The organism is Paenibacillus sp. FSL M7-1046, assembly GCF_038007405.1.
In the GTDB taxonomy this organism is placed as follows: Bacteria; Bacillota; Bacilli; order Paenibacillales; family Paenibacillaceae; genus Paenibacillus_AQ.
On the sequence record NZ_JBBOXB010000001.1, the window covers coordinates 2635953 to 2659775 of the forward strand.

A 23823-nucleotide genomic window follows, 5' to 3' on the forward strand; every position below is an offset into this window, starting at 1 on the left:
GAGGGGCCCATGTTGGGAAAAGATGAAAATACTAAAGAACCCGCCGTGTCCAAATTGTTCAATGCGGAAGGCAAGCCGCTGCGGGTATTGTCCACCTCGCTAGGGATTGCACTGCTGGCCAATGCACTGTTTGTACCGGGCGGGGCTGGTGCCAGCGGCAGCTCGGGCGAAGAGCCGAAGCTTGTCTCCTGGTCCACCGAAGAGGTCAAAGCCTATTTTGATAAAAATGTAGACTGGAATATTCCGTACCCGGAAGAGAATGTGGAAGAGACCGTGCAGGAGGGCAGCGGGGTAGTAACCTCCGGCGGGACAACCGTCATTAACAATTACGGCGGCTACAGCTCGGGTTTCGGCTGGGATGATATGCTGCTGTACCACATGCTGTTTAACAGCGGCTCGTTCTACTCCTCCAGAGGCTGGTACAATGACCGGCCGACCTATTACGGAGGAACCCGGACTACCTACAAGCCGCCGACCTACAGCAGCGGCAGCTTCCAGAACAAAAAGGTAGCCGGATCTGTGGCAAAACCGAAAACCTCTACTTCCTCTACCGGCTCCATCACGAGAAGAGGGACATCCTCGAAGAAAGGCGGCATTGGGGGCACATCCAGCGGTTTAGGCTCCGGCAGTAAATCAAGCTCCTCATCGTCAAAATCAAGCGCTGGCAAAAGCTCCAGCAGCAAGAGCGGTTTCGGCGGATGAGTTCTGCAGAGAGTGTCTTTCAATTTGTGGATCAATCGGGCTTGGAACGGGCACCAAGGGTGGAGAAGCTGCATGAGCTTGGCTTCACCTGGGCAGACCTGGAGGATGAAGAATACTGGCTTGATGCCGTTGCGGTGATGCGCGGCGAGACTTACCAGGAACTTGAAGAAGCCTCGGTCAAGCTGTGGGCTATACTGGACAAAACAGTCCGCTATGTCCACCGTAGACATGATCTATATGATTTGCTCGGCATTCCCCCCGTCCTGTGGCAGATGCTTGATGAATGCCCGCTGCCGGAGCCGGGCCGCATCAGCCTCTATGCCCGGTTCGATTTCGCCGTGGCGGACAACGGGGCGATTAAGCTGCTGGAATTGAATGCCGATACGCCTACCGGTTATGTGGAGGCCTCCATCGCTACGCCCTGGATCTGCGAGCAGGCTGGCATCGCCAGCCCCAATGGAGCGATGAAGGGACTTCTTGCGGCGGCTTGGGGCACAGAACGGCCGGACACGGCAGCTTGTGTCGCCTACGGTTCCCAACAGGAAGACTCCGGCACGATTGAGGCGCTTGTGAAGCACAGCGGCCTGGATATCAAGTGCGTGGATTGTCTTGAACTATGGATTGATGAAGGGACTGTACGGGATGGAGAGGACCGGGTTATTCAGCGGATGTTCGCCCTCTATCCCAAGGAATGGATGGCGGTAGACGAAGGCGGCGATGCGCTCGCCTACGCCGTAGAGAGTGGACAGCTGGAGTTATTCAACGGACCGCACAGCATCCTGCTGCAGTCCAAGGGATTGATTGCGGCGGTATGGGGGATGTATGAGCTGGGACTGCTGTTTAGTGAGGAAGAGCGCGAGGCGATCTCCCGCTATATTTTGCCGACCTACAATAAGCCGGTATTCTCCGGGAGCTTTGTCTCGAAGTCTGTATTCGGCCGTGAAGGCGGTTCTGTACGTCTCTTCGATGACAACGGCACACTTGAGCTGCAGGACGAGGAAGGTTTTGACAGCAGTACACTATTCCCCACCGTCTATCAGAAAAGAGCCGAATTGGCCCGGATTCAGACAGCGGAAGGGGAGTTTCATCTGCTCACCGGCATGTTCGTCATTAACGGGAAACCTTGTGGCCTGCTCGGGCGGGCAGGCGGACCGATTACAGGCAATGCCAGTCATTTTATCGCGCTAGGAGTGAGGGAACTTGGAGATGAGTAAGAGTAGAAGGGTGCGGACCGGGCGCTTCGGGGTAATTCGGTTGGGCGCGATCCTTGGAATACTGCTGTTGTCGGTGCTGCTGAGCGCATGCTCAAGCAATGAGGACAGTGTGTTTCATACAGGTACTCCTGCAGCGGAAACAACGGACAGTGTATCCCGTGTGCCGTGGGATTACAGGGTAGTGGAGAGCACAGTGGGTGATTTGATCGGCAGCGACATGACGGTTCTGCCGGATAACGAGCTGCTCCCGAACGATGGCAACTATGCCACCGGGGATAAGATCTGGACATTGCAGTTCATGGATGCCGAGCTGGTTACGGATGCTGACCAGAAGAATGAGATCCGCCTGTCCGCCTGGTCCACGCTTAAATCGTATGGAGACCAGAAGACGGCTGCAGAGGATCTGAAGAATCTAAAGGTATCTATTACCACCGATGTGGATCTTGTCGGAGTCTATAAGACCAAGTTCAAGGAGAAGACAAGAAACTTCGCCGTGCTTGAGCTGCCTTCCGGCAACCGGATCAAGCAGCCGATTGACGACAAGCGTTATACGGCGCTGGAGAAAGAAAAGACAGCCTCCGTGGTGCTGGAGGAAGTGCATGATTTTGCCGATTATGATTCGGCTTATGCGAAATTTCGGGGGTGGGCCAATTGACGATTGTTATTAATTTGATAGTCAGCGTTCTGACTATTATTCTGCTTCAGGTGCTTGGCATGGTTGTATTCGGCTTGATGACTCCGTTCAAGGATATGGAGGAATTGAAGAAAGGCAATGTAGCGGTAGCTTTGGCGCTGGGAGGAAAATTTCTGGCCACAGCGATCGTACTGGGCGTAGCGGCATATACGAATACTTCTATCTGGCACATGATGTTATGGTTTGCGGTAGGTTACGTCTGCCTGATCGCCGCTTACTGGATCTTTGAACTGTTTACCCCCAATTTCAGGATTTCCGAACAGCTGGAGCAAGGGAATGTGGCCGTAGGCACAATGCTCTGCCTGGTATTCATCGGAACTGCCTTTGCCGTCAGCAGTCTGATCATTTAATTCAGCGGGCTCCCTCCAGGGGCCGGCAGACTAAGGCTGCGCGTGCCGGGCCACGGTGCGGCAGCCCTATTTAACATCGGAAGCGGGGCGGAAGGGTGCATTTTTTACTCAGAATATCCGGAAAGCTGATGCGTCTAAAGAAGAAGTCGATTGGGCTGATAATCCTTTTTTTTATTGTTCTGAGCGCAACCATCGCGTTTGTTCTGGAGCCGGGTACGTTTCATAACTGGTTCAACGCCTTCTATTGGGTCATGACTACGATGGCCACCGTTGGATACGGTGACTTTTTTGCGACTTCGGTAATGGGGAAGCTGTTCACCATATTTTTGTACGTGTTCGGCATCGGCCTGCTCAGCTTGGTCATCGGAAAGATTGTTGAGGCCATGGGAGAGGTGCAGAGAAGGAGAGGAGCGGGAACCTTGAGCTTTCACGCCGCAGATCATATTGTATTGATTAATTGGAGCCGCAAAACGCAGGCAGCCGTCGAAGAGATTCTATGCTACACACCGAAATGCAAGATCGTCATTATTGACGAATCAGGGCGTCATCCGCTGGAGCATATGGAACAGGTTCATTTTATCAGCGGCGATGCATCCAGTGATGAAATTCTGCAGAAGGCCAACATTCATGAAGCAAGGGCAGCCATTGTGTTCGGTGACAACCGGATCGACGAAGCTTCGCTGATTGACGGCAAGTCGCTGCTGATCGCTTCGAGCATTGAGCGGATCGCCCCGCAGGTACATACTACTGTAGAGATTATGCAGGAGAAGAATATTCAGAATTTCCGGCATGTCCAGGTGAATGAGTTCGTGCTGTCACATGATGCCATCTCCAGATTGGCTGTGCGTTCCGCCCTGCAGGAGGGGAATTCGGAAGTGATCACCCAGCTGCTCAGCCGCCAGCATGGCGACGACATTTATGAGATCCCGCGGAATCCCGCTTGGCAAACCTACGGAGATGCCTTTCAGGATCTGCTCTCGCGGGGGGCAACCCTGTTGTCCGACCACAGCGACCTGAGCATCAACCGCAAGCTTAATCAGCCCATTCCGCAAAATGCCAGATTATATATTGTGTCGGATGAGGAGACGTACCGGAGAATTAAAGGATAGAGCCATTATATGCATAAAAATGAAGCTGCCCGGGCCGGTAAATGCCCTGTAGGGCGGCTTTTGTCTATTCGGCGCATAAAATGTAAATATTTAGATATTTTTTATTGATTTGACACATAATGATCAACATTAATCTACATTTAGTGACTTATATTACCGTTATAATAGTATCGAAACCTTAATGCTATCTCTAAAGGAAGTGATAGATTGGGAAATAAAAGCGTTCAAGCCGCGGCTATTATGCTGTCTCTATGTTTATTGGCCTCCTGCAAGAGCAATGGGGAGCAGCCGATATCTTCCCCGGAGACCAGCACGGGTTCTTTGCCTTCATCCCCTACTCCCTTGAAGAGCCAACCAGCCGTCCATATAGATAAAGAGGAACAAGAGTTGTACACATTCATTGCAAAACAGCTTTCAGGTCCTTATGGCGTCTATACAAATATGCAGGACACTGACCAGTCGGCAGAAGCAGCCACTGGCCACGAAGTACTAAGCGAGTCTGCTTCACTCATGATGAGGATCGCCGTACTGAGCGGCAATAAGGAGCTGTTCTCCTCAGAATGGGCAAAGGCGAAGCAAACGTTCAGTACAGAGGGCGGTTTCAGCTATCGTTATAGTCCGAAACTCCAAAAACAATACCCCCTTAATGCCGCCGTTGATGATTTACGCTTGATCGGCGCGCTATATGCAGCAGGAGACACCTTTGCCAACAAGGAATACACGAACGAAGCAGCCGAATATTCTAAGACTTTTTACCGCAATAATGTAAAAGATGGATATATGTACGATTTCTATGACAATGATTTCCGGGTAACCAATGACTTTGTTACTTTATGTTATATTAATCTGAATGTCTTGCAAAATTTGTCGATAAATGACGAAATTTGCGGAATTTTATTACACAACATGAACGCAATTCTCGAGGATGGGTATTTGTCAGATGAGTTCCCGTTCTATGAAACGAGATTTAATTATAAGACAGGAAACTATAGCTCGGAAAAGATCAATACGGTGGAATCACTGCTGAGTATTCTGAATTTGGCTGAGGTGGACCGGCAGAAACCACAGAGTGTCCGCTATATCAAGGAGCAGGTAGAGGCGGGAACGCTGTACGGGCAATACACCAGGGACGGCCAGCCGGCCAATGATATCCGCTCCACGGCAATTTATGCCCTTACGGCAATGATTGGCGCAGAGATCGGCGACGACTCTCTTTATAGCAGAAGTATAGAAAGAATGAACGAATTTAGAGTTACGGATACAGGGAGTGTCCTATACGGCGGGTTCGGAAATCCTGAGACGGGACAAGCCTATTCTTTTGACAATCTTATGGCCTTACTCGCTTATTCCTACTAATTTAATCTAATAGTAACGAAGGTGAACCCGCATGGATGACAATACAATGAAAATACCTTTGCGCAGAGGTTTAATCTCTGTTAATTTAACGGTAACCCCTGCTCTGACAGCGGCCATTGGCGTACTGATCATTACAGTCTTCGCCCTGTTTACGGCTCCCTATGTGGGGATGGCCGATAACGGCGACTTTTTCCGCATTATTTATAGCAACGGCCTCTACTTCAACTTGCCGGATTATGACAGCCAGTATTTTGGCTATTTTGTTAAACAGTTCGGCATCTATCAATATTATAATGAGAACAGCTCCATGCTGGTCTCCTCCCAATCCCTCTTTATTAAGCTGGCGATTGGCGTCAATAAGCTGTTCTTCAGCAAAGAGGTCTTTGATATCCGTTTTCAGGCAGCCATTTATCTGATTCTTTATGTCGCAGCTGTTTATCTGTTAATAGAGGCTGTTACTTGCCGTATGTCCCGCAGACGGGGGATGGTCACCGCGGTCATTGCGATTGTTATCTTCGGAGATACCGGCTATACGGCGTATTTCAATTCCTTCTTTGGCGAGAGCATTGTGATGATTACTATGCTGTTCATGTTCGCCTCATGGCTGCTTCTCTACCGCGGAAGATACAATGATTATGCCATGCTGGCGGTGTTTCTGATCAGTACGCTGATCCTGACGACCTCCAAGCAGCAGAATGCTCCGGTGGGCATGGTGATTTCCCTGTTCGCGCTTTCGCTTATCTGGATTCGGAAGGAACGTCTCTTCCGCTGGCTTACTATTGCTGCTGCGGCGCTGATGATGATCACGGGTGTTGCAACCTATTTGAACATCTCCAAGGAGTTCGTGAATATTAACCAATATCATGCCATGACCCGCGGTGTGATGATGCAATCCGACAATCCGGAAACGGCCCTGAAGTCCTTTGGTATCAACGAGCAATACGCGATTCTAAGGGAAAATACGTATTACGACCAATACGGCACAGTTGATGTGAAATCGGACATTCTGGAGAAGGACTTCTACAGCCAGTACGGCTTTGTCTCGGTCCTGAAATATTATCTGGCCAATCCTGCCCAGATGGGCTCTATACTGGATACTGCCGCGAAAAGCGCCTATACCATCAAGCCTGCGGCGATGGGCAACTACGAGAAAGCAGTAGGTAAGGAATTTCGTGCGCAAAGCCATTTCTTCACCCTTTACAGTATGCTTAAAGAAAAGCTGGCCCCGCGAACCTTCGCCTTTATTCTCTTATGGATGGCGGTTATTATAGGGATTTTTACGCCGTCCTTTGTGACGGCAGCGAAAGCCGGGAATTTCAGAGGCCTGCAGAGACTGCTGCTGATTATAGCGACGATGCTGGTGGGGCTGTCCGGTATCTTTGTATCTATTATCGGAGCGGGCGATGCCGACATTGCCAAGCATGAATTCCTGTTTACGTTGTCGTTTGACTTGGTGACCTTCTTTACCGTATCAAGTGTCATTGGACGGGGGCTCTTCTTGAAAAAGAAAATCTCAACCGCGACTCCCGCGAGCCCTGCCGCCCCTGCAGGCGAATATCCCGTAGCCGAAAAGGGTGTGAGTGCTTGAACCGCAAGAGGATCATAGGCTTGCTGCTGGTTATATTCGCACTGCTGCTTCCGGCTCCGGTTCCCGTACATTCCGCTCCCGCTCCGCAGCAGACCCTGCTGCTATACGACAGCTTGGCGAAAGGAACGCCCCGGGATGGCAATATCACGGAGCTTCAGCGGCTGCTGGCCGCCTACAGCACCAAAGTTACACTACTGAGTCTGGATGAATACAAGCAAGGCACACTGGCATCGTACTCCAGCGTGATAACAGTCATAAACAGTGAAGATCTTGCCATTACGAATAAGGCGTATTTAGAAGATGTGGATAATTATCCGGGGAAGGTTCTGCATGTTGGTTACAACATCCCAGTCAAGATGAAGCAGACGCTGCAGCTATCCACGGCTGTATTTCACGGGCAATATGCCAGCCTTTCTATAGAAGAGTTCTCCGGAGTCAGCCTGAATGTGTCAGACATGCCCTATATTGCGGCGAGCAAGGCAACGCATGCCTACGGCAGTTTTTCATTTCAGGGCGGCAGTCTGCAGGCGCCTTATGCCGTGAGCCGGGGACAATATACTTATGTACCCTATTTGGAGAAAGGCAATTTCAGTACTATCGCAATGGCTTATGTACTGAAGGATTGGCTTCCGTCTTCTGCGGTACCTCAAACCTATCTGGTGCTGAAGGAGATTTATCCGTTCTCGGATTTTGAGCTGCTGGAGAAGACAGCAGACCGGCTCTATCAGAACGGAATTCCGTTCATTGCCAGTGTCCGGCCGGTGTTTGGAAACACCGGCTTCCCGGCGATGGAGCGTTATTTGGAGGCGCTGAGAATTGTGCAATCCCGCAACGGCAGTATTGTGGTGAATGCCCCTGCGGTAAGACCGCCTATCAGCTTGAGCGACCGCTCACTGAAGGGCAAGATGAACGGGTTCATCAATGTGCTGGTGGCGGGCGGTATAGCACCGCTGGGTATTGGAGCGGAAGGATACTGGACCTACGACAAAGAGTATGCGGGGGCAGGAATGGGCTTTTTCGACTCAGCTGTGCTGTATCCGGATGAAGAAGCCCGGTATATGGAGCAGACCGACACTTCGGCGGTTTTTGCCTCCAGCCTGTACAGTGTGACGCCGGAGTTCCTCCTGAGTTTGCGGCATACCGGAAAGGCCTTGCCCCAGTTACCGCTGGATACCGCGGTTGTTGTCGATCTTCCGGAGGACGACGAAGGACTGGAATCCATGCTGCGCACGGTGGAGCAGAGCTGGATCTCTTTTGCCGATTATAAGCAGGGAGCCCATAAGGTAGTTACCGATACGAACACTATTGCCTCCGTAGACGGGGTCATCAGAATGGGCGGCAAGGCACTTAATGTCGGGTATGCCCCGGAAGTGGTGGACAGCGATTACCAGTATCAGAAGGAGCAGGTCAAAAGCTTCACCCGGCTGTTCAGTGCGCAAAATCAGTTTTTTATTGTGGTCATCATCATCTCTCTGCTCGTGTTCGGCAGCCTGTTGGTTGTCGGTTACAGGATGTACCGGAGAAAATATTTGAAATAAAGAAAATTTATCAATAGTAGGAGAACAATATGACGATATCGGATGTGCTGATGGTGATCGCGGTGATCTGCATCTGGTCGCTGCTGCTTGTGAATGTGGCTTTAATCATCGCGGGATATTTATATTACATCACAACGGAAAATGAAGATGTCCCCGAGATTAAGGGCGAGTATCCCTTTGTCAGCATCATGGTTCCCGCACACAATGAGGGAGTGGTCATCAGCAAGACCGTAGAGTCGCTCCTGGCCCTCGATTACCCGCATGACCGTTATGAGATTATTGTCATTAATGATAACTCCTCGGATAATAGTGCATTGCTGCTGGGGAGCATTCAGAAAAGACATCCGCAGCGCAATCTGATGATCATTAACACGGATGCGGTCACGGGCGGCAAAGGCAAATCCAATGCGCTAAATATAGGTTTTGCCCGCAGCAAGGGCGAATTGATCGCCATTTATGATGCTGACAATACACCGGAAAGAACGGCGCTGCGCTATCTGGTGGCGGAGATTATTAACGACTCCACACTTGGCGCGGTAATCGGAAAATTCAGAACCCGCAACCGTGATGCGAGCCTGCTCACCCGGTTTATTAATATTGAGACGTTGTCTTTTCAGTGGATGGCCCAGGCGGGACGGTGGAAGCTGTTCAAGCTTTGCACCATTCCCGGCACCAACTTTATTATGCGCAGGTCTATTGTAGAGAGTATCGGCGGCTGGGATGTCAAAGCAATCGCTGAGGACACCGAGATCAGCTTCCGGATTTACATGATGGGCTACCGGATCAAGTTCCAGCCGAAATCGGTGACCTGGGAGCAGGAGCCGCAGACGGTGAAGGTCTGGTTCAAGCAGCGGACACGCTGGGCGAAAGGCAACATCTATGTAATCGTCAAGAACATTCCGCTGCTCTTCAATAAGTCGGCTGCCAAAATACGCTTCGATATCCTGTATTACTTGTCGATCTATTTCCTGCTCCTGATCTCGCTTGTGACATCGGATATCTTGCTGGTTCTCCATGCGATGGGTTATGTTCATACTACGATTGCCGGACTCAGCAGCTTCTTGTGGCTGCTTGCAATCATCCTATTCGTGGTTGGAATCTTCGTCACGCTGACGACGGAGAAGGGCGAGATGAGCCTGTCTAATCTATGGATCATTCTGCTGATGTATGTTTCGTATTGCCAGCTCTGGATGGTTGTCGCCGCTTACGGTTTATACAACTATCTTAAGGACGTCATTTTCAAACGGGAAGCCAAATGGTACAAAACCGAACGCTATTAAAGCGCCGGGGCAAGAGAAATAAGATGCACAGGAGATACGGAATATGATAAAAAAACAGATGTTGTTATGGGTGCTCTGCTTCTCCCTGCTCCTGATTCAGCTCCCTGCGGCTTCTGCCGCGCCGGCACTTCCCGGAGATGGCAGGCTGACTTATGAGACATCCTTTACCGCAACGGATACTGCCTTTTCGGGAACCAGCTCCATGCAGCAGAATTTCACAATAATGGATTATTGGAATGTAGATGAGCTTAAGATCAATCTGCATTTTCAAGTTTCGCAAATTACAGCGGAGCAGATTTCGAGTGTCACCCTGTCGCTTAACGGCAGTCCATTCTACTCGTTCAGGCCGTCACTGCAGAATAACGGGGAGCAGAGATTAAGCCTTAGTGCACCTAAAGGGTTCCTGAGAGAGGGCAGCAACGTACTGAGCATTCAAGGGAATCTGCGGACTACGACAGCAGATGACCAAATATGCTATGTGGACAACAAGCAGGGCAGCTGGCTGCATCTGTTCAACACCTCCAGTATTGCAGTGGTGTACACCCCGAAAGCACTAACCGGAGGCATCAGTGACTTCACGGAAAGATTCTCCGGGATTGATACGTTAAACAGCAATAAGAGTCTTATTGCTTTACCGGAGAATGCCAGCGGCTCCGAGTTGGAGTCTGCCACCTATGCTCTGTCGGGATTGGTAAAGGGGAACACGCTGGAAGACCGGACGATTCCGCTGCTGCCCTACCGGGAGGATACGATCAAGGACAAGGGTTTCGTGGTCGTGGTGGCGATGTACGACCATGTTCCCGCCGGACTGAAGAAGCTCCTAAGCTCCACTGAGGATCTCAGCACCCATGCCCTCATTCAGCTGGTCCAGAAGGATACCCGCCCAACGCTGGTGGTAACCTCGAAGGACGAAAGCCTGCTGATCAAAGCCGGACGGCTGCTCGCAAGCCAGGAGCTGCTCAGCCAGATCAGCAGTGATGTGAAGGCGGTTGATGATGCCACCGAAGTTGCCGATCCGGCCTATTCCATCAGTTCGAATGTAACCTTTGCCGAAGCGGGGGACAAGCTGACCGGACCCAATCATCAGGAACGGACTTATTTTGTTTCCTTGCCCTCTAACCGTTCCATTGCCGATTCCGGTAAAATCAGTCTGGATTTCCGCTATGCCCAGAATCTTGATTTTGAGCGGTCCCTGGTTACAGTGAGTATTAACAATACGCCAATTGGCAGCAAGAAGCTGACGAAGGAGCTGGCTAATGGTGATACCCTGAATGTATCGGTGCCGCAAAGCCTGAATATTTCCGGAAACTTCTCTGTCACGGTCGCTTTTGATCTGGAAATGGCAAGTGCCGTCTGCACGCCGAATACAGAGCAAATGCCTTGGGCCTATATAGGCAAGGAATCAGCGATGCATTTGAATACAAAGGACCGCACGGAACTGCTGTTCAATAACTATCCGTATCCATTCCTGCGCGATGAAATTTATAACCATGTTGCCGTTGTGCTGCCTGCTGAGATGGATGATTACTCCTATCAAAGTCTGGGCAATGTCTTCAATCTGCTTGGTCGGTATGCCGGCGGCAATACTGGAGATATCCACTACTATACGGATGATGTAAGTGCCGATAATCTGAAGAATAACAATATCATTGCCATAGGTTCCTACAAGAATAATAAGGTAATCCGGGACAATAACGACAAGCTCTATTTCCGTTACAATACGGACGGTTCAACGCTCCTCTCGAATGAGAAGATGAGTATTGAAGAGAAGTATGGTGCAGAAATCGGAACCTTGCAGCTTGTCGATTCCCCGTATGAGAATGGGCGCGGGCTGCTGGCAGTAACCGGGGTCAACTCGGAGGATTATTACGTGGCCTCCAAGCTGATTTCTACCGAGAAGGATAAGTGGAAGGTGTACGGCGACGGGGTCATCCTTGATAAAGACGGCAACGTCGGCGCTTACCGCTTCAAGACGATTACCGGTGCGGCCAAGGATTCGGTGTTGAAGCAAATTACAGCCCGCAGCGATGTGCTGGGCTTTGTGGTGGCAGTCGTGCTTGTGGTCACATTGGTGCTTGTGGCGCTGCTTCTGCTGCTTCGCAAACATTTCAAGAAACGTGGTGATCAGCGTGAGACGTAACCGCAGCGGACTGATATCCGACCTGGGCTTTCTGGCCTTCCTGGTGCTGATATTCATATGTATCGTATTTATCTCCGGTTCGCCGGATCACTATATCCAGAATATCATCATTCTGAATCTTGCGTTTCTGCTGGCGCTGGTCACCTATTTCACCACGGTAACCGCCGGGCTCACGCTGAATCTCGCCTTCATCTTCGGCTATGGTTTCTTTATCGTCTACCAGACGGTATCGCAGGGGGAAACGATCGGTGTAGACACCTATTTCTGGCTGATCATGACACCGCTGCTTACCGTAGTGTTATGGGTCTTCACTACAAGCAGCCGCGAGCTGCAGGCAGAGAACGAGCGGCTGATGAAGAAATCCGCCAATTTGGCCACGGTTGACGAGAATACCGATTTGCGGAACAGCGTGTCTTTCCAGAAGGATGCCAGCCTCTTTACAGGCATCTCCACCCGTTACAAGATCCCGCTTACGCTGCTTGTGATTAAGGTGAAATATTGGAGCGAGATCCGCCGGCTGATTCCGGATGACCAACTGTCCGAGGCTATCTATGATGTATCCCAGCTCAGCCAGTCCAGCATCCGTACCAATGATGCGCTGTATCTACTGGATAAGGACGATGCTACCTGGGGGCTGCTGCTGTTTACCGACCGGGAAGGCGCTAAGATTGTCATTGAACGGATCAAATTTAAGCTTCAGGAATTAAACGATACGGAGTTCTCCACCAAATACAAGGTAAATCTGGGACTGAAGATTGGTGCTGTGGAATATGAGGCCGAAACCATCGAGAATCCGTTTGATTTCATTGTTCAGGCCAAGAAGCAGCTCGAATATGACGTTTAATTTAATATGAAAATCCAGGACAAGCTAATAATAGTCCAAATATTCACCGTAGTTACGTCCTCGCCCAAATGGGTTAATCTTAAATTCAATCTACATAGCAGGGAGGAAGAAGCATGGATTTGGGTCTGAACGGAAAATCGGTATTTGTGGCGGCGGCGAGCAAGGGACTGGGACTGGCAACTGCTCTGGAATTTGCGCGAGAGGGAGCAAAGGTGACCATTTCCAGCCGAAACCGCCAGCAGCTTCTTGCGGCCCGGGACAAAATTGAGGAGGCGACCGGTCAGCAGGTTGCCATACTGGAAATGGATGTGACGAGCCCGGAGGATATCCGGCGGGCGGTTCAGGCTGCGGCTGAGGAGGCTGGGGGCCTTGATGTGCTGGTCACCAATGCCGGGGGACCGCCAGGTGGAGGGTTTGCCGATATGGCGGATGCCGACTGGAACAGCGGCTTTGAGCTTACGCTGATGAGTACGGTGCGCTGATTCGGGAAGCACTGCCGTATTTGCGCGCAGCGGGTGGCGGACGTATCGTTGGCATAAGTTCCGTTTCAATTAAACAACCGATCCAGGGGCTGATTTTGTCCAATGTGTTCAGGGCCGGTGTGAACGCACTGACCAAAAGCCTGGCGACCGAGCTTGCCCCGGAGGGAATTCTGATTAACTCAGTTGCACCTGGGCGCATCGGAACAGACCGGATTATGCAGCTTGACGGCAAACGCGCCGAAGCCCGGGCTGTCCCGCTGGAGCAAGTTCAGCAGGAGGCCCTTAGCCAGATTCCGCTTGGGAGAACAGGCACTCCGGAGGAGTTCGCAAAGGCCGCCGTATTCATGGGGTCCTTCGCGAATACCTACATAACCGGACAATGTCTTCTGGTTGACGGCGGCATGGTAAAGTCGCTATAGAATCCGTAGAAACTGAAGGAATAGTATGCCATTTACCGCAAGAGAATAGGAATAAAAATGGGACAAAGGATTGACTCCGGGGGCGGGATCGCGTATGATGGAGTGGCGTAATTTGATCGTTTAAATTACGCATTTCCCTTCGTCTAAGTATCTTTGCTTAAATAGACCTAGAGATGGCTTCATGTTACCATAGAGCATTATTTACCCGGGAAGGAGGTTATTGCAATGAGAGAAGGCATACACCCGAAATACAACCAGGTTATCTTTCTGGATGCCAGCGTAGGCTTTAAATTCCTGAGCGCTTCTACCAAGTCATCCGGTGAAACAATGGAATGGGAAGATGGCAACACGTATCCGGTGATTCGTGTGGACGCAAGTTCCGCATCGCACCCGTTCTATACAGGTAAACAAAGAGATGCAGAAACTGGCGGCCGCGTGGACAAGTTCAAACAGCGTCTGGCACAGAAGAAATAACATTCTTCAGACAAACAGGGAGATTACGGAAGTCATGCAGATGGCGGACCGGGATCTCTTTTTTTTTGTCATTTATTGTTTTGCCGCCGCTGGGAGCGGGTAATAATAAGCAGGTGGGAAGTGGAAGGTGTCAATTAACGGATGGAACGGCATGTGAATGTGTATTCCGAAAGGTAGTTGATTAACCCATGTACTATCTGAAAGGGAAGACCAAATCGAGATTGCGTCGATTGTTTTCTGGAACAGCACCCTAGCAATTGGAAACTGGCATAATTAAAAATTCGCTTCTCACCTTTTGAAGACTCTACGGGCTGCCCGTAGGGTCTTCCTGTATGTTGGCCTGCCCTCTGCAGTAACCGGCACACTTGCCGATTGGACATTCAGTTTCCACAATCCCGAAAAGAAAGTAATTTTTTCAAGGAGTGATTCATTTGTGCGAAATAGTAGGATATAATAAGGCAAAGCTATCTCAAAATTAGGAGAAATATGACATGCCATGGATGCAGGGTTATCCGTATTATTTACTAATGGGCAGTGTTCTAAGTCTCTACATGGGCGTCAGTTCATACAAGCACCGTAACACACCTGGAAGACGCTATTTATGGATTTTAATGTTGCTTGTCAGCGCAATCTTCGCGGCTACTGCCGGAGAAATCCTCTCCCTTTCTTTTCAGGCCAAGCTATTTTGGAAAAATGCTCAGCAGGCTCCGCTGTTTTTGAGCACGATATTTACTTACGCGGCGATTAAAGAGTATGTGTCGCGTTCTTCGGAAGGGCTTGACCGGCGGCTTGCCTTCTTTTGCGTTCCGGTTGTGCTGGATGTTGTGCTGATTTTCACGGACTCCGCTCATCACCTGATGCGCAGTGAAGTTGGCATAACCACTGTAGCGGGGATAAGCGGAATAATGGTTGAACCGACGGTTCTGAGTATGATCCTCATAGCCTACGACCAGCTCTTTGGTTTATATGCCGTCTATCTGCTGGCCCTATCTCTGCTGAATGCACCTAAGTATTTTTTTAAAAGGAATCTGCTCTTGCTGGCCGGACTTATAATTCCGGTAATTTCTGTTTTCTTCCTCCCGCTCCTCAAAATTTCGGTTACAGGCTTTACAGCATTTACATATCTGCCTCCGGTACTGGCGGCGTACCTGTCCTTGTTCCGCGATCCTCGGCTTTCCCTATATCCGCTGGCCAAGAATAAGATCTTTGAGAATATGAAGGATGGCATCGTGCTGACGGACCGTTATGACTGCATTATCGACGTCAATAAAGTCGCGGAGACCATGTTATCGGCTTTGATTGGAGAGCAGGCAAGCAGCTGGGAAGGCCGGAGCATCCATCATTTGCTGGAGCATTACGGTGACATCGCCAGTTATTACAGACAACGGGTTGAAGGGCAGTTCGAAGTCGAGGCCCCCGGCACCATGGACGTCTGTTACGGGGTGTCGCTAATTGCTTCAGGGCGCAGAGAGACGGGGCCTTCCGGCATGCTTATTGTGGTCAGCGATCTCAGTGAGAAGAAACGGTACGAGCGGGAGCTGCTCTATCAGGCAACGGTTGATGATCTGACCGGGCTGTACAACCGCAGGCATTTCATGCGGCTGGTGCAGAAGTACACGATTCGCGAAGGGGCAGGGATGGCCCTGTTGCTGTTCGACATAGATGATTTCAAATTAATCAATGATACATACGGGCACATAGCGGGTGATCAGGCTCTGGTCGATCTCTCCGGTAAAATACTTGCGGTGTACAAGGATAACGGCATTGCCGGCAGAGTGGGCGGTGAGGAGTTTGCTGTATGCTTTTTTACCGGCAGTGAGAGGGCAGCGCTGGCGGAAGCTGAGAACTTCCGCGCCATAATGAGCGAGCATATTGTCCAGCTGGACGGCGGACACAGTATCCAGCTCACCGTAAGCATCGGGATTGCATTTACAGAGCACAGCGATATCACCTTTGAGGATTTATACCGTGAGGCTGACGAGGCGTTGTATTTATCGAAGGCTGCCGGCAAGAATAGAGTGACGCTGGGCCGCAAGCCTATAATCAGAGAGGCAATTAAGGGATAAGGTCTCTTAAGGAATATACAGAAGACCACGCTTTCTGCAAAGGCAGTCAGCGTGGTCTTCTGTATAAATCATCTTTGTGTCGCTCTGCCCAATTATTCCTGGACTGTCTCTACAACGACCTTCAGGGCTGTGCCGATCGGCGGCAGGCTTTTGGTCATTAAGGGGCTATAGAATCCGATAACCTTGGCACCTTGAACCAGTGTGCTTGCCTCTACAGCCTCGCCGCTTTCATTAACAAGCGCGGTATTTTCAGCCAGACGAAGCACAACCTCGCTTGGCGATTGCTCGCTAAGGGGAGTGCCTTTAATCCGGATGCTGAGCGAGCCGTCTTCGGCTTTGATCACTTCTTCCACAGTGCCTTGCGTCGCCAGCGTAGTGCCTTGCTTTTTCGAGTCCTGTACAGTGATCTTGTATGCAGGGGTTTGCGGCGGCAGACTCAGGGTGGCGAACATGGCATGCTCTGCTTCCACAGTCATGCCGAGCTGAAGATCGGTAAATGCAAGCTTTGTGCCGTCAGCCATTTGGATAACGGTATCCTTACCCACATTGAGCACAATACCTGCGGTGCCCGTACCTTTGATTTGTACAGACTGGAACTTACCGTCATTGCGAAGGGCGGTGATGACGCCGCTCTCATTCTGATGTTCTACGGCTGGAGTAATCACGATTTGTTTTCCCTCCACGGAGATGGTTTGGTGCAGCACCTGGCTTACAAAGGAAGCCGGTACATACAGCTGGTTCCCTTTCGTCTGTGGTGCTGTTCCGAGTGTTGTATACATTTTATTGATGGCATAGCGGTCTTCACCGTTCTTCACGGTTGTAAAGATGTTGCCCTTATTCAGATCAACGGCTCTGGTATCTGTATTCCATGTGACGGTAAACCCAAGCGCCGCAGCAACGGTGCGAAGGGGAATCAAGGGTTCTTTGGCACTGGAAGGCTGAAATCCGGTATCAGAAAGGGTTGAACCGTTGATTTTAATAGTGAAATTTTTAGTCGCCGTGCTGGCGGATGCCTGTGGCATTTTGTTGTTTTTGATGGAGGTTGTGGCTGGTGCGGCCGATACGACTCCTGCAGTAAGGGCCAATGACAATGTTAAGAGGGCAACGCTTGTTTTCAGTGACTTGTTCATGTGTGTAGTCTCCTTTAGTTGAGTAATGTGTCAGGTGTGCGTCATCTTCTTAACGGTGATCATTTTGCTTTTGTTGCAATTTTTATGAATTGAATCTAAAAGTACTCTATATAGATTGAATTCTCTGTAGACACGACCAATCCCAAATAGAAGAATAGAAGAATTCTTGGTTCAATTTGTATAGTTATAGTAAACTGAAAATATGAATTCTATCCGGCATTCTAACTGCGGTGGGCCGGACACAAACGAAATAAGGGGGCATTTTTATGTATCAAACCTATATTTTTGATCTGTACGGTACGCTGATTGATATTGAAACCGATGAAGAATGTCCCGAGGTATGGGAACGGCTGGCGCTCCACTTTAGTTATCACGGTATGAACATCACGGGAACAGAGCTGCAGGAAAGGTTCCTGACGGAGCGGGACATCCAGCTTGCCGCTGCTGCACAGAGCTGTGAGTTTCCCGATTTCATTATGGAGGAAGTCTTCCGGGTGGTGGCACGGGATTTGGGCGGAAGTCCGAACGAGGATTGGCTGCATGAAACGGTGAGATGGGTGCGGACGTTATCCATGATTCATATCTCCCTGTACGACGGAGTGGCAGAAATTCTCCAGAGCTTAAGAGCCGGCGGCAAAAAAGTGTTCCTGCTGTCCAACGGACAGAAAACCTTCGTCGAGGCTGAACTGACTATGCTTGGCATTCTGCATTTGTTTGATGGGGTGGCTATCTCCTCGGAGGCGGGGGTGAGTAAGCCGGATCCGTTGTTTTACCGCTATTTGACGGACACCTACGGTGCGGACTTAAGCTCAGCAATTATGATTGGCAACGATCCGCGTACAGATATTGCCGGGGCTGCAGAAGTAGGGATTGACTCCTGTTATATTCAGACGGCATCTTCTCCCCGGGATGTTCCGGTGAAGAGCACCGTGCAGATCTGGGATGGAGATTTGCGCAAAATCCCCGGTTGGAGCCTGTAGCCGAAACGAAGCGCCGGCAGGTTGACTTGTGCTACAATAATGGAGCATAAATGCCTGAGGAGCTGACTAACGATTATGAGCGATAAAGTAAATGAGCAGGAATTGTTGGAGGTGCTGTCCGCCCAAACGAAGGTTGATCCGAAGCTGATCAAACTGGTGCTGCAGCATGAGCAGAACTTTATCAACAATGCCAAAGCCAACAGCAAAGGCGAAGTTGATATAGACAACGATGACCTGGTTGATTATGTCACTGCCCAGCGTGATGTGAAGCTGGACGAACTGACAGTCGAGAATATTCTCGATGCAGAAATGGACTATCTGATGGACAAGGGGCTTGCAGGGTATATTGATTAGAAACCTTGCGGCTGGAAGCGGCTCATGGTTCACTCCGGTTGAATCGTGGGCAGCTGCCCCAAAAATAGTTTGCCGTTTTCTTTGCTTTCGATAAATTAATGTGCTACAATGAAGTCAATCATAAATTTAACCCTTAATTCACATATTGTAAAAGGTTATCATTTGTGCGTATGAATCCTTTTCCAATGTGTGAATTTTTATTTGTTCGTACAATACGTAGGAATAAAAGGACATGTGTTAAATAAAATATTGGAGGTAATATTATGCAAACAGGTACAGTGAAATGGTTTAACGCAGACAAAGGTTTCGGTTTTATCGAGGTTGAAGGTGGAAGCGACGTATTCGTACACTTCTCCGCAATCACTGGTGAAGGTTTCAAATCTTTGGATGAAGGCCAACGCGTAGAGTTCAACGTAACTCAAGGCGCTCGTGGACCACAAGCCGAAAACGTTGTAAAACTGTAATTTCTAAATCAAAGCTGTCCTTAACACAAGTTGAGGGCAGCTTTTTTTATTACGCATACCTGTCCTAACGTTCCTGAAAAGGTAATGAATCGTATGGATACGAACTAAGGAGGGGTACTTATGTATTTTCGTAAAAAAGCGCTGGAGGATCTTCCGCAGGAAGACACAGCCATTTGGTCCTGCACCAAAGAAGGCTGCACCGGTTGGATGCGCGATAATTTCGCTTTTCAATATGTGCCTACCTGCTGGCAATGCAATTCACCAATGACCCGAAGCATGAAGATCCTGCCTATGCTTGTCAACACGAATCATGAGATGAAGGAAATAAAGAAGGGAATTACAATTAGGTAGTTTTCTCTTCCTGGTTGATTTGACCGGTTTTCTTCTAACGTCGATACCCTTAAGCTCCCTTGAATCCGGGACTTGCTTAAGGGTTTTTTGTTGTTTTGGAGTGCCCCCAATGACAATAGGTCTTGACCAAGCGGCAGCACTTCTGGAGAATAGATCTGGAAGCGCTGTCAGGAAGGAGGGGCCAAAGTGTACGGAAGATTCAAAGAGCTGAATACGCTGCGCAATCAAATCTTTATCGGATTTCTGCTTGTGATGCTGATCATTATTGTCGTTTCGGGAGCATTTGTGTATGACCGGGTCTCTTCGCTGCTGAAAAATAATTCCGAGCGGCATATCCAGCAGACTGCGGTTCAGGCCAACGGAAGACTGGACGCACTGATCGGCCAGATAGACAGTCTCACAGAGCAGGTGGCCAATCATCCGACGGTCCAGCAGCTGCTGCTTGAAGAGCTGAACGGCCAGAAAGTGTCCTTTAACCAGCGGCAGTCGCTGCTGAAAATTGTATCCAGCTATCAGGCTTACATGCCGAGCGTCGGCTCCCTTGAGCTGTATACGGCCGATTACCGGCTGTTGTTCCCGATTAAAGACGGCAGCTTGAGTACAAGGATTAACGGCAGCTATATTAGCGAAGCCAATGTGCAAAAGGGCAGACTGGTCTGGATCGGCGTCGATCCGAATGATGACCAGAGTCTGCTGGCGATCCGCCAGGTCAGCCTGATGGACCGCTGGTTCTCAAGGGGCGGCTATCTCATGGCGCGGATCCAGCGGAGCTACTTTCAGCTGAATGATCCGCTCTCGGGCAGCGACGGCGGTGAGTCGATTCTGCTTGTCAGTGATGACGGCCAGCTGCTGGGCAGCAGCGAAGCGCCGGTGGGTAATCTGCTGCCGCTGCTCCACAGCAAGGACCAGACCGTCAGTTTCCAGGACAAAGAATATGTGCAGGTCAAGCTACGCTCGGACAAGACCAATTGGACGCTGCTGGTGCTTACGCCTGTGAGTTATGTGACGAAGGGGATCTCTGTGCTGCGGACGGTGCTGCTGGTTTCCGGGGCGCTCGGAACGGTGCTGTTTTTGATTATGTCGTTTGTGCTGTCTACCATGATTACGCGGCCGATCATGCATCTGATCCGGGCGATGCGCAAATCGCGGCTCGGGGTGCTGACCCCTAATTTCCAGTCTGTATCTACGATGGAGCTTCGTGAGCTGAACAACACATACAATGGTATGATCGCCAATATGAACGACTTAATCCGGGTAGTTTATGAAAAAGAAGTGCTGCAAAGCCGCACAGAGCTCAAAGCGCTGCAGGCGCAAATCAATCCCCATTTTCTGTTCAACACCTTGGAGGCGTTCAACTGGTCGCTGGAGGAGAAGGGGGAAGAGGAGCTGGCCGGTCTGGTGGTAGTGATGTCGCGGCTGTTCCGTTATATCATCGGCAATCCGAACATGGATGAATGGGTAACACTTGGAGAAGAGATGGAACAGGTCCGGCGGTATTTGCAGATTATGGAGATGCGGATGGGCGAACGTCTGACCTGGAATGTCGAGCTGGCTCCGCAGGCGGCGGCTGTTCCGGTGCCGAAGCTGCTGATCCAGCCGATTGCCGAAAATGCGATTCTGCACGGAGTCGAGAGCCGTGTCGGCAGCGGGTTGGTCAGCGTTGTTGTCCAGCCTTCACCCCGGCAGGGCTGGACAACAATAACCGTAAGCGATAATGGTCCCGGAATGGATGCAGACACGTTGCAGGCGCTCTACAATTCGCTGGATGGCGGTCCTTCCATCTCTTCCAAGGGAAACGGTGTGGGCCTCGTAAATGTTCAGCGGCGGCTTAAGCTCTACTATGGCCGGGAAAGTGCGGACCTCCAAGGAATGATGATCGACAGCAAACCGTCCCAAGGGACGGCCATTACCTTTGAAATACCGAACAATGGGGGATATACCTATGAGCCTGGGCAACAAAATGATTCTGGTCGTGGACGATGAGCCGCGGACCCGGCAGGGCATTAAGCAGACGCTGGAAGTATGGGCAGCAGGGAGATATACCGTGGAAACCGCAGATAATGGGATTGAAGCCCGTGAACGGCTGCTGCGCGGGCGGGTGCATCTGCTGATAACCGATGTTCGGATGCCGGAGGTCAGCGGGCTGGATCTGATCCGCTCGCTGGAGGGGCAGACGCGTAAGCCGGTGGTGATCGTCATTTCCGGCTATGCTGAATTTGAATATGTGCAGCAGGCGCTGCAGCTGGGGGCAGTCAATTATCTGCTCAAGCCGCTGGACAAGGGTGAACTGCTGCAGGTGGTTGAAGCTGCCCTGAAGCGTGAGGAGGAAGAGCAGCGGCGCGAGAAGCTGGAGAAGCTGGTTGATCACAAACTGCTGGAGATGGATCCGGAGCGCAGCGGCATGGGAGAACCGGTGAAAGAAGCGCTTGTCTACGTGGAGCAGCATCTGCAAGAGCAGCTAGGTATGGCAGAGGTGGCCGGGCTGATCCACCTGAACGCGAGCTACTTCAGTGTGCTGTTCAAGGAACAGACGGGGGTTCCCTTCAGCGAATATGTGTCGCGGCTGAGGGTTCAGCGGGCCAAGGAAATGCTGCTGCAGACGCGAATGTCCATCGGCGAAATCGGCGAGCGTGTAGGCTACCGCACGGACAAATATTTTATCAAGGTATTCAAATCACTTGAAGGCATAAGCCCAAGCCGCTACCGCCAGCAGATGGGGGATAAGCAGACGGAAATCCAATAAAAGTGGAAGTTTTGCCAATGAGTGTGATCTTATAAACCTCCGGTTGCAATGTTAGAATTTGTTTGAGAGCGGTTACAGAATCCGCACAACTGAAAAAATGGAGGTTATAGCAATGCCAAGGAACAAGTTGACTAGAGGCCTGCTTTTGACTTTTACGCTGGCGCTGATTCTCTCAGGCTGCGGCGGGACGAAGAATAATAACGCCGCAAGTGGCAGTGAGGCGGGAGCGGGGAACACAGAAGCGGCTACCGATGCTCCTGCACAGAAAGTCACGATTAATATGATGCATTTATGGCCAGCGGGCAGCTCAGCGCAGCAGAATAAACTGGTCGGACAGATTATAGACGAATACCAGAAGGAGCATCCGAACGTTACTATCAAGCAGGAGGTGCTTGAGAACGAGCAGTATAAGAATAAGCTCAAGGTGCTGTCCGCTTCCAACGAGCTTCCCGATGTCGGAATTACATGGGCGGCAGGCTTCATGGAGCCATATGTAAAAGGCGGCTTGTTCGCTCCGCTGGATGATATCCTGGGCGGGGCACAGCTGAAGGATAAATTCGTCGCAGGGACTACGGAGGCTTATGCAGTGGACGGCAAAACCTACGCGCTGCCGATTGAGCTGAACATTTCACCGATTTACTACAACAAAGACATCTTCGCCAAACATAATCTGCAAGTACCGGCCACCTATGAGGAATTCAAGCAAGTTGTGAAAACGCTATCCGATAATGGAGTGGCACCGATTGCCCTCGGCAACAAAGACCGCTGGACCGGCTCACTGTGGTATATGTATCTGGCCGACCGGATTGCCGGCAGTGACACGCTGAAGAAAGCTACGAACGGTACAGGCTCCTTCGATGATCCGGGCCTCATTCAGGCGGCGGCCGAAGTGCAGACTCTGGTTGACATGAATGCCTTTAACAAGGGCTTCAACGGCTTGTCCAACGATGAAGGCAAGTCCGAATTCATGAATGAAAAAGCGGCTATGTACCTGATGGGCACCTGGGAGCTTCCGAACTTTACGACAAACCCTGATATTCCGCAGGAATTCAAGGACAAGGTAGGCTTCTTCAAATTCCCGACCGTTGATGGCGGCAAGGGCAACATCAACAGCTGGGTGGGCGGTCCCGGTGTCGGCCTGTTCGTAGCCGAGTCCTCCAAGGTGAAGGAAGAGGCCAAAGCGTTTGTGGAGTACTTTGTCTCCAAGTGGGGCGAGGAATCCGTAACCACTGCCGGTGTAATCCCGGCTACCAAGGTTGATACAGCAAACAGCAATTTGCCTCAGCTGTATGTTGACCTGCTGAATGAGCTGAACAATGCCAGCAGCATCACGCTGTTTGCCGATGTGCAAATGAAACCGGGTGCTGCACAAGTCCACCTGGATATGATTCAGGCGCTGTTCGGCAAGGCGGTAACCCCCGAACAATTCGCCGCCAAACATAAAGAGGCTGTAGAGAAAGGCAATTAACAATAGAGCGTGGAGCGGAAGCCTCAGGTTGGCTGCGGGGACTTCCGCCACTTTTAATACGAGTATTTCAGTGAGAA

The 23823-nt window shown here is 50.6% G+C and carries 21 protein-coding genes and 1 pseudogene; 21 read left to right on the plus strand and 1 reads right to left on the minus strand.

The window, feature by feature from the left end:
• Positions 1 to 9: 9 nt before the first annotated feature.
• From NYE29_RS11555 to NYE29_RS11620, 14 genes and pseudogenes are all read left to right on the plus strand, one after another.
• The gene (locus NYE29_RS11555; RefSeq protein WP_076110953.1) at positions 10 to 702 is read left to right on the plus strand and encodes a hypothetical protein; all 693 of its coding nucleotides are present in this window, start codon (positions 10 to 12) and stop codon (positions 700 to 702) included.
• A complete protein-coding gene (locus NYE29_RS11560) occupies positions 699 to 1916 on the plus strand; it encodes a glutathionylspermidine synthase family protein (RefSeq protein ID WP_340896060.1) in 1218 nt (405 codons plus the stop codon). The genes NYE29_RS11555 and NYE29_RS11560 overlap by 4 nt, the downstream gene beginning before the upstream one ends.
• Positions 1909 to 2571 carry a signal peptide protein gene (locus tag NYE29_RS11565; protein WP_340896061.1) on the plus strand — a complete coding sequence of 221 codons (663 nt, stop codon included), beginning with the start codon at positions 1909 to 1911 and terminating at the stop codon, positions 2569 to 2571. The genes NYE29_RS11560 and NYE29_RS11565 overlap by 8 nt, the downstream gene beginning before the upstream one ends.
• Positions 2568 to 2960 (plus strand): DUF350 domain-containing protein, encoded by a 393-nt coding sequence (locus NYE29_RS11570; RefSeq protein ID WP_038597825.1) that lies wholly within the window; start codon positions 2568 to 2570, stop codon positions 2958 to 2960. The genes NYE29_RS11565 and NYE29_RS11570 overlap by 4 nt, the downstream gene beginning before the upstream one ends.
• A 128-nt stretch (positions 2961 to 3088) precedes the next feature.
• On the plus strand, positions 3089 to 4069 hold the full coding sequence (locus NYE29_RS11575; RefSeq protein ID WP_340896062.1) for an ion channel: 981 nt from the start codon (positions 3089 to 3091) through the stop codon (positions 4067 to 4069).
• Positions 4070 to 4456: 387 nt separating this feature from the next.
• Entirely contained in the window at positions 4457 to 5425 is a 969-nt protein-coding gene (locus NYE29_RS11580) for a hypothetical protein (protein WP_256718117.1), read from the plus strand.
• 46 nt (positions 5426 to 5471) lie between these two features.
• Positions 5472 to 7013, plus strand: a complete 1542-nt coding sequence (gene wsfD / locus NYE29_RS11585) for a glycan biosynthesis hexose transferase WsfD (protein WP_256718118.1) — start codon at positions 5472 to 5474, stop codon at positions 7011 to 7013.
• The gene (locus tag NYE29_RS11590; RefSeq protein ID WP_076110959.1) at positions 7010 to 8551 is read left to right on the plus strand and encodes a hypothetical protein; all 1542 of its coding nucleotides are present in this window, start codon (positions 7010 to 7012) and stop codon (positions 8549 to 8551) included. The genes wsfD and NYE29_RS11590 overlap by 4 nt, the downstream gene beginning before the upstream one ends.
• 29 nt (positions 8552 to 8580) lie before the next feature.
• Positions 8581 to 9831 carry a glycosyltransferase family 2 protein gene (locus NYE29_RS11595; RefSeq protein WP_076110961.1) on the plus strand — a complete coding sequence of 417 codons (1251 nt, stop codon included), beginning with the start codon at positions 8581 to 8583 and terminating at the stop codon, positions 9829 to 9831.
• Positions 9832 to 9874: 43 nt separating this feature from the next.
• Positions 9875 to 11971 carry a cellulose biosynthesis cyclic di-GMP-binding regulatory protein BcsB gene (locus NYE29_RS11600; RefSeq protein ID WP_340896064.1) on the plus strand — a complete coding sequence of 699 codons (2097 nt, stop codon included), beginning with the start codon at positions 9875 to 9877 and terminating at the stop codon, positions 11969 to 11971.
• Positions 11961 to 12815: a diguanylate cyclase domain-containing protein gene (locus NYE29_RS11605; RefSeq protein ID WP_076110964.1), complete on the plus strand. Its 855-nt coding sequence runs from the start codon at positions 11961 to 11963 to the stop codon at positions 12813 to 12815. Before NYE29_RS11600 ends, NYE29_RS11605 begins: the two co-directional genes overlap by 11 nt.
• Before the next feature lie 113 nt (positions 12816 to 12928).
• Positions 12929 to 13716: pseudogene (locus NYE29_RS11610) on the plus strand (SDR family oxidoreductase).
• A 225-nt stretch (positions 13717 to 13941) separates the two neighbouring features.
• Positions 13942 to 14190, plus strand: coding sequence for a type B 50S ribosomal protein L31 (locus NYE29_RS11615; RefSeq protein ID WP_038597814.1), 249 nt, complete (start codon positions 13942 to 13944; stop codon positions 14188 to 14190).
• Positions 14191 to 14681: 491 nt separating this feature from the next.
• A complete protein-coding gene (locus tag NYE29_RS11620) occupies positions 14682 to 16256 on the plus strand; it encodes a sensor domain-containing diguanylate cyclase (protein WP_340896065.1) in 1575 nt (524 codons plus the stop codon).
• Between the two features lie 92 nt (positions 16257 to 16348).
• Here the strand turns inward: NYE29_RS11620 and NYE29_RS11625 are convergent, their stop codons facing one another.
• Positions 16349 to 17386 carry a copper amine oxidase N-terminal domain-containing protein gene (locus NYE29_RS11625; protein WP_340896066.1) on the minus strand — a complete coding sequence of 346 codons (1038 nt, stop codon included), beginning with the start codon at positions 17384 to 17386 and terminating at the stop codon, positions 16349 to 16351.
• Positions 17387 to 17652: 266 nt separating this feature from the next.
• On the opposite strand from NYE29_RS11625, the gene NYE29_RS11630 reads away from it, so the two are divergent.
• The 7 genes from NYE29_RS11630 to NYE29_RS11660 all read left to right on the plus strand — a co-directional run bounded on the left by NYE29_RS11630 (position 17653) and on the right by NYE29_RS11660 (position 23746).
• Entirely contained in the window at positions 17653 to 18366 is a 714-nt protein-coding gene (locus tag NYE29_RS11630) for an HAD family hydrolase (protein ID WP_340896067.1), read from the plus strand.
• A gap of 75 nt (positions 18367 to 18441) precedes the next feature.
• On the plus strand, positions 18442 to 18720 hold the full coding sequence (locus NYE29_RS11635) for a hypothetical protein (protein WP_038597807.1): 279 nt from the start codon (positions 18442 to 18444) through the stop codon (positions 18718 to 18720).
• Positions 18721 to 18983: 263 nt separating this feature from the next.
• The gene (locus NYE29_RS11640; RefSeq protein ID WP_036722718.1) at positions 18984 to 19184 is read left to right on the plus strand and encodes a cold-shock protein; all 201 of its coding nucleotides are present in this window, start codon (positions 18984 to 18986) and stop codon (positions 19182 to 19184) included.
• Positions 19185 to 19304: 120 nt separating this feature from the next.
• Positions 19305 to 19535 carry a cold-shock protein gene (locus NYE29_RS11645; RefSeq protein WP_076110972.1) on the plus strand — a complete coding sequence of 77 codons (231 nt, stop codon included), beginning with the start codon at positions 19305 to 19307 and terminating at the stop codon, positions 19533 to 19535.
• Positions 19536 to 19787: 252 nt separating this feature from the next.
• Entirely contained in the window at positions 19788 to 21518 is a 1731-nt protein-coding gene (locus NYE29_RS11650) for a sensor histidine kinase (protein WP_445322204.1), read from the plus strand.
• The gene (locus NYE29_RS11655) at positions 21478 to 22278 is read left to right on the plus strand and encodes a response regulator transcription factor (RefSeq protein ID WP_340896070.1); all 801 of its coding nucleotides are present in this window, start codon (positions 21478 to 21480) and stop codon (positions 22276 to 22278) included. The genes NYE29_RS11650 and NYE29_RS11655 overlap by 41 nt, the downstream gene beginning before the upstream one ends.
• 112 nt (positions 22279 to 22390) lie before the next feature.
• The gene (locus NYE29_RS11660; protein ID WP_340896072.1) at positions 22391 to 23746 is read left to right on the plus strand and encodes an extracellular solute-binding protein; all 1356 of its coding nucleotides are present in this window, start codon (positions 22391 to 22393) and stop codon (positions 23744 to 23746) included.
• Positions 23747 to 23823: the final 77 nt, after the last annotated feature.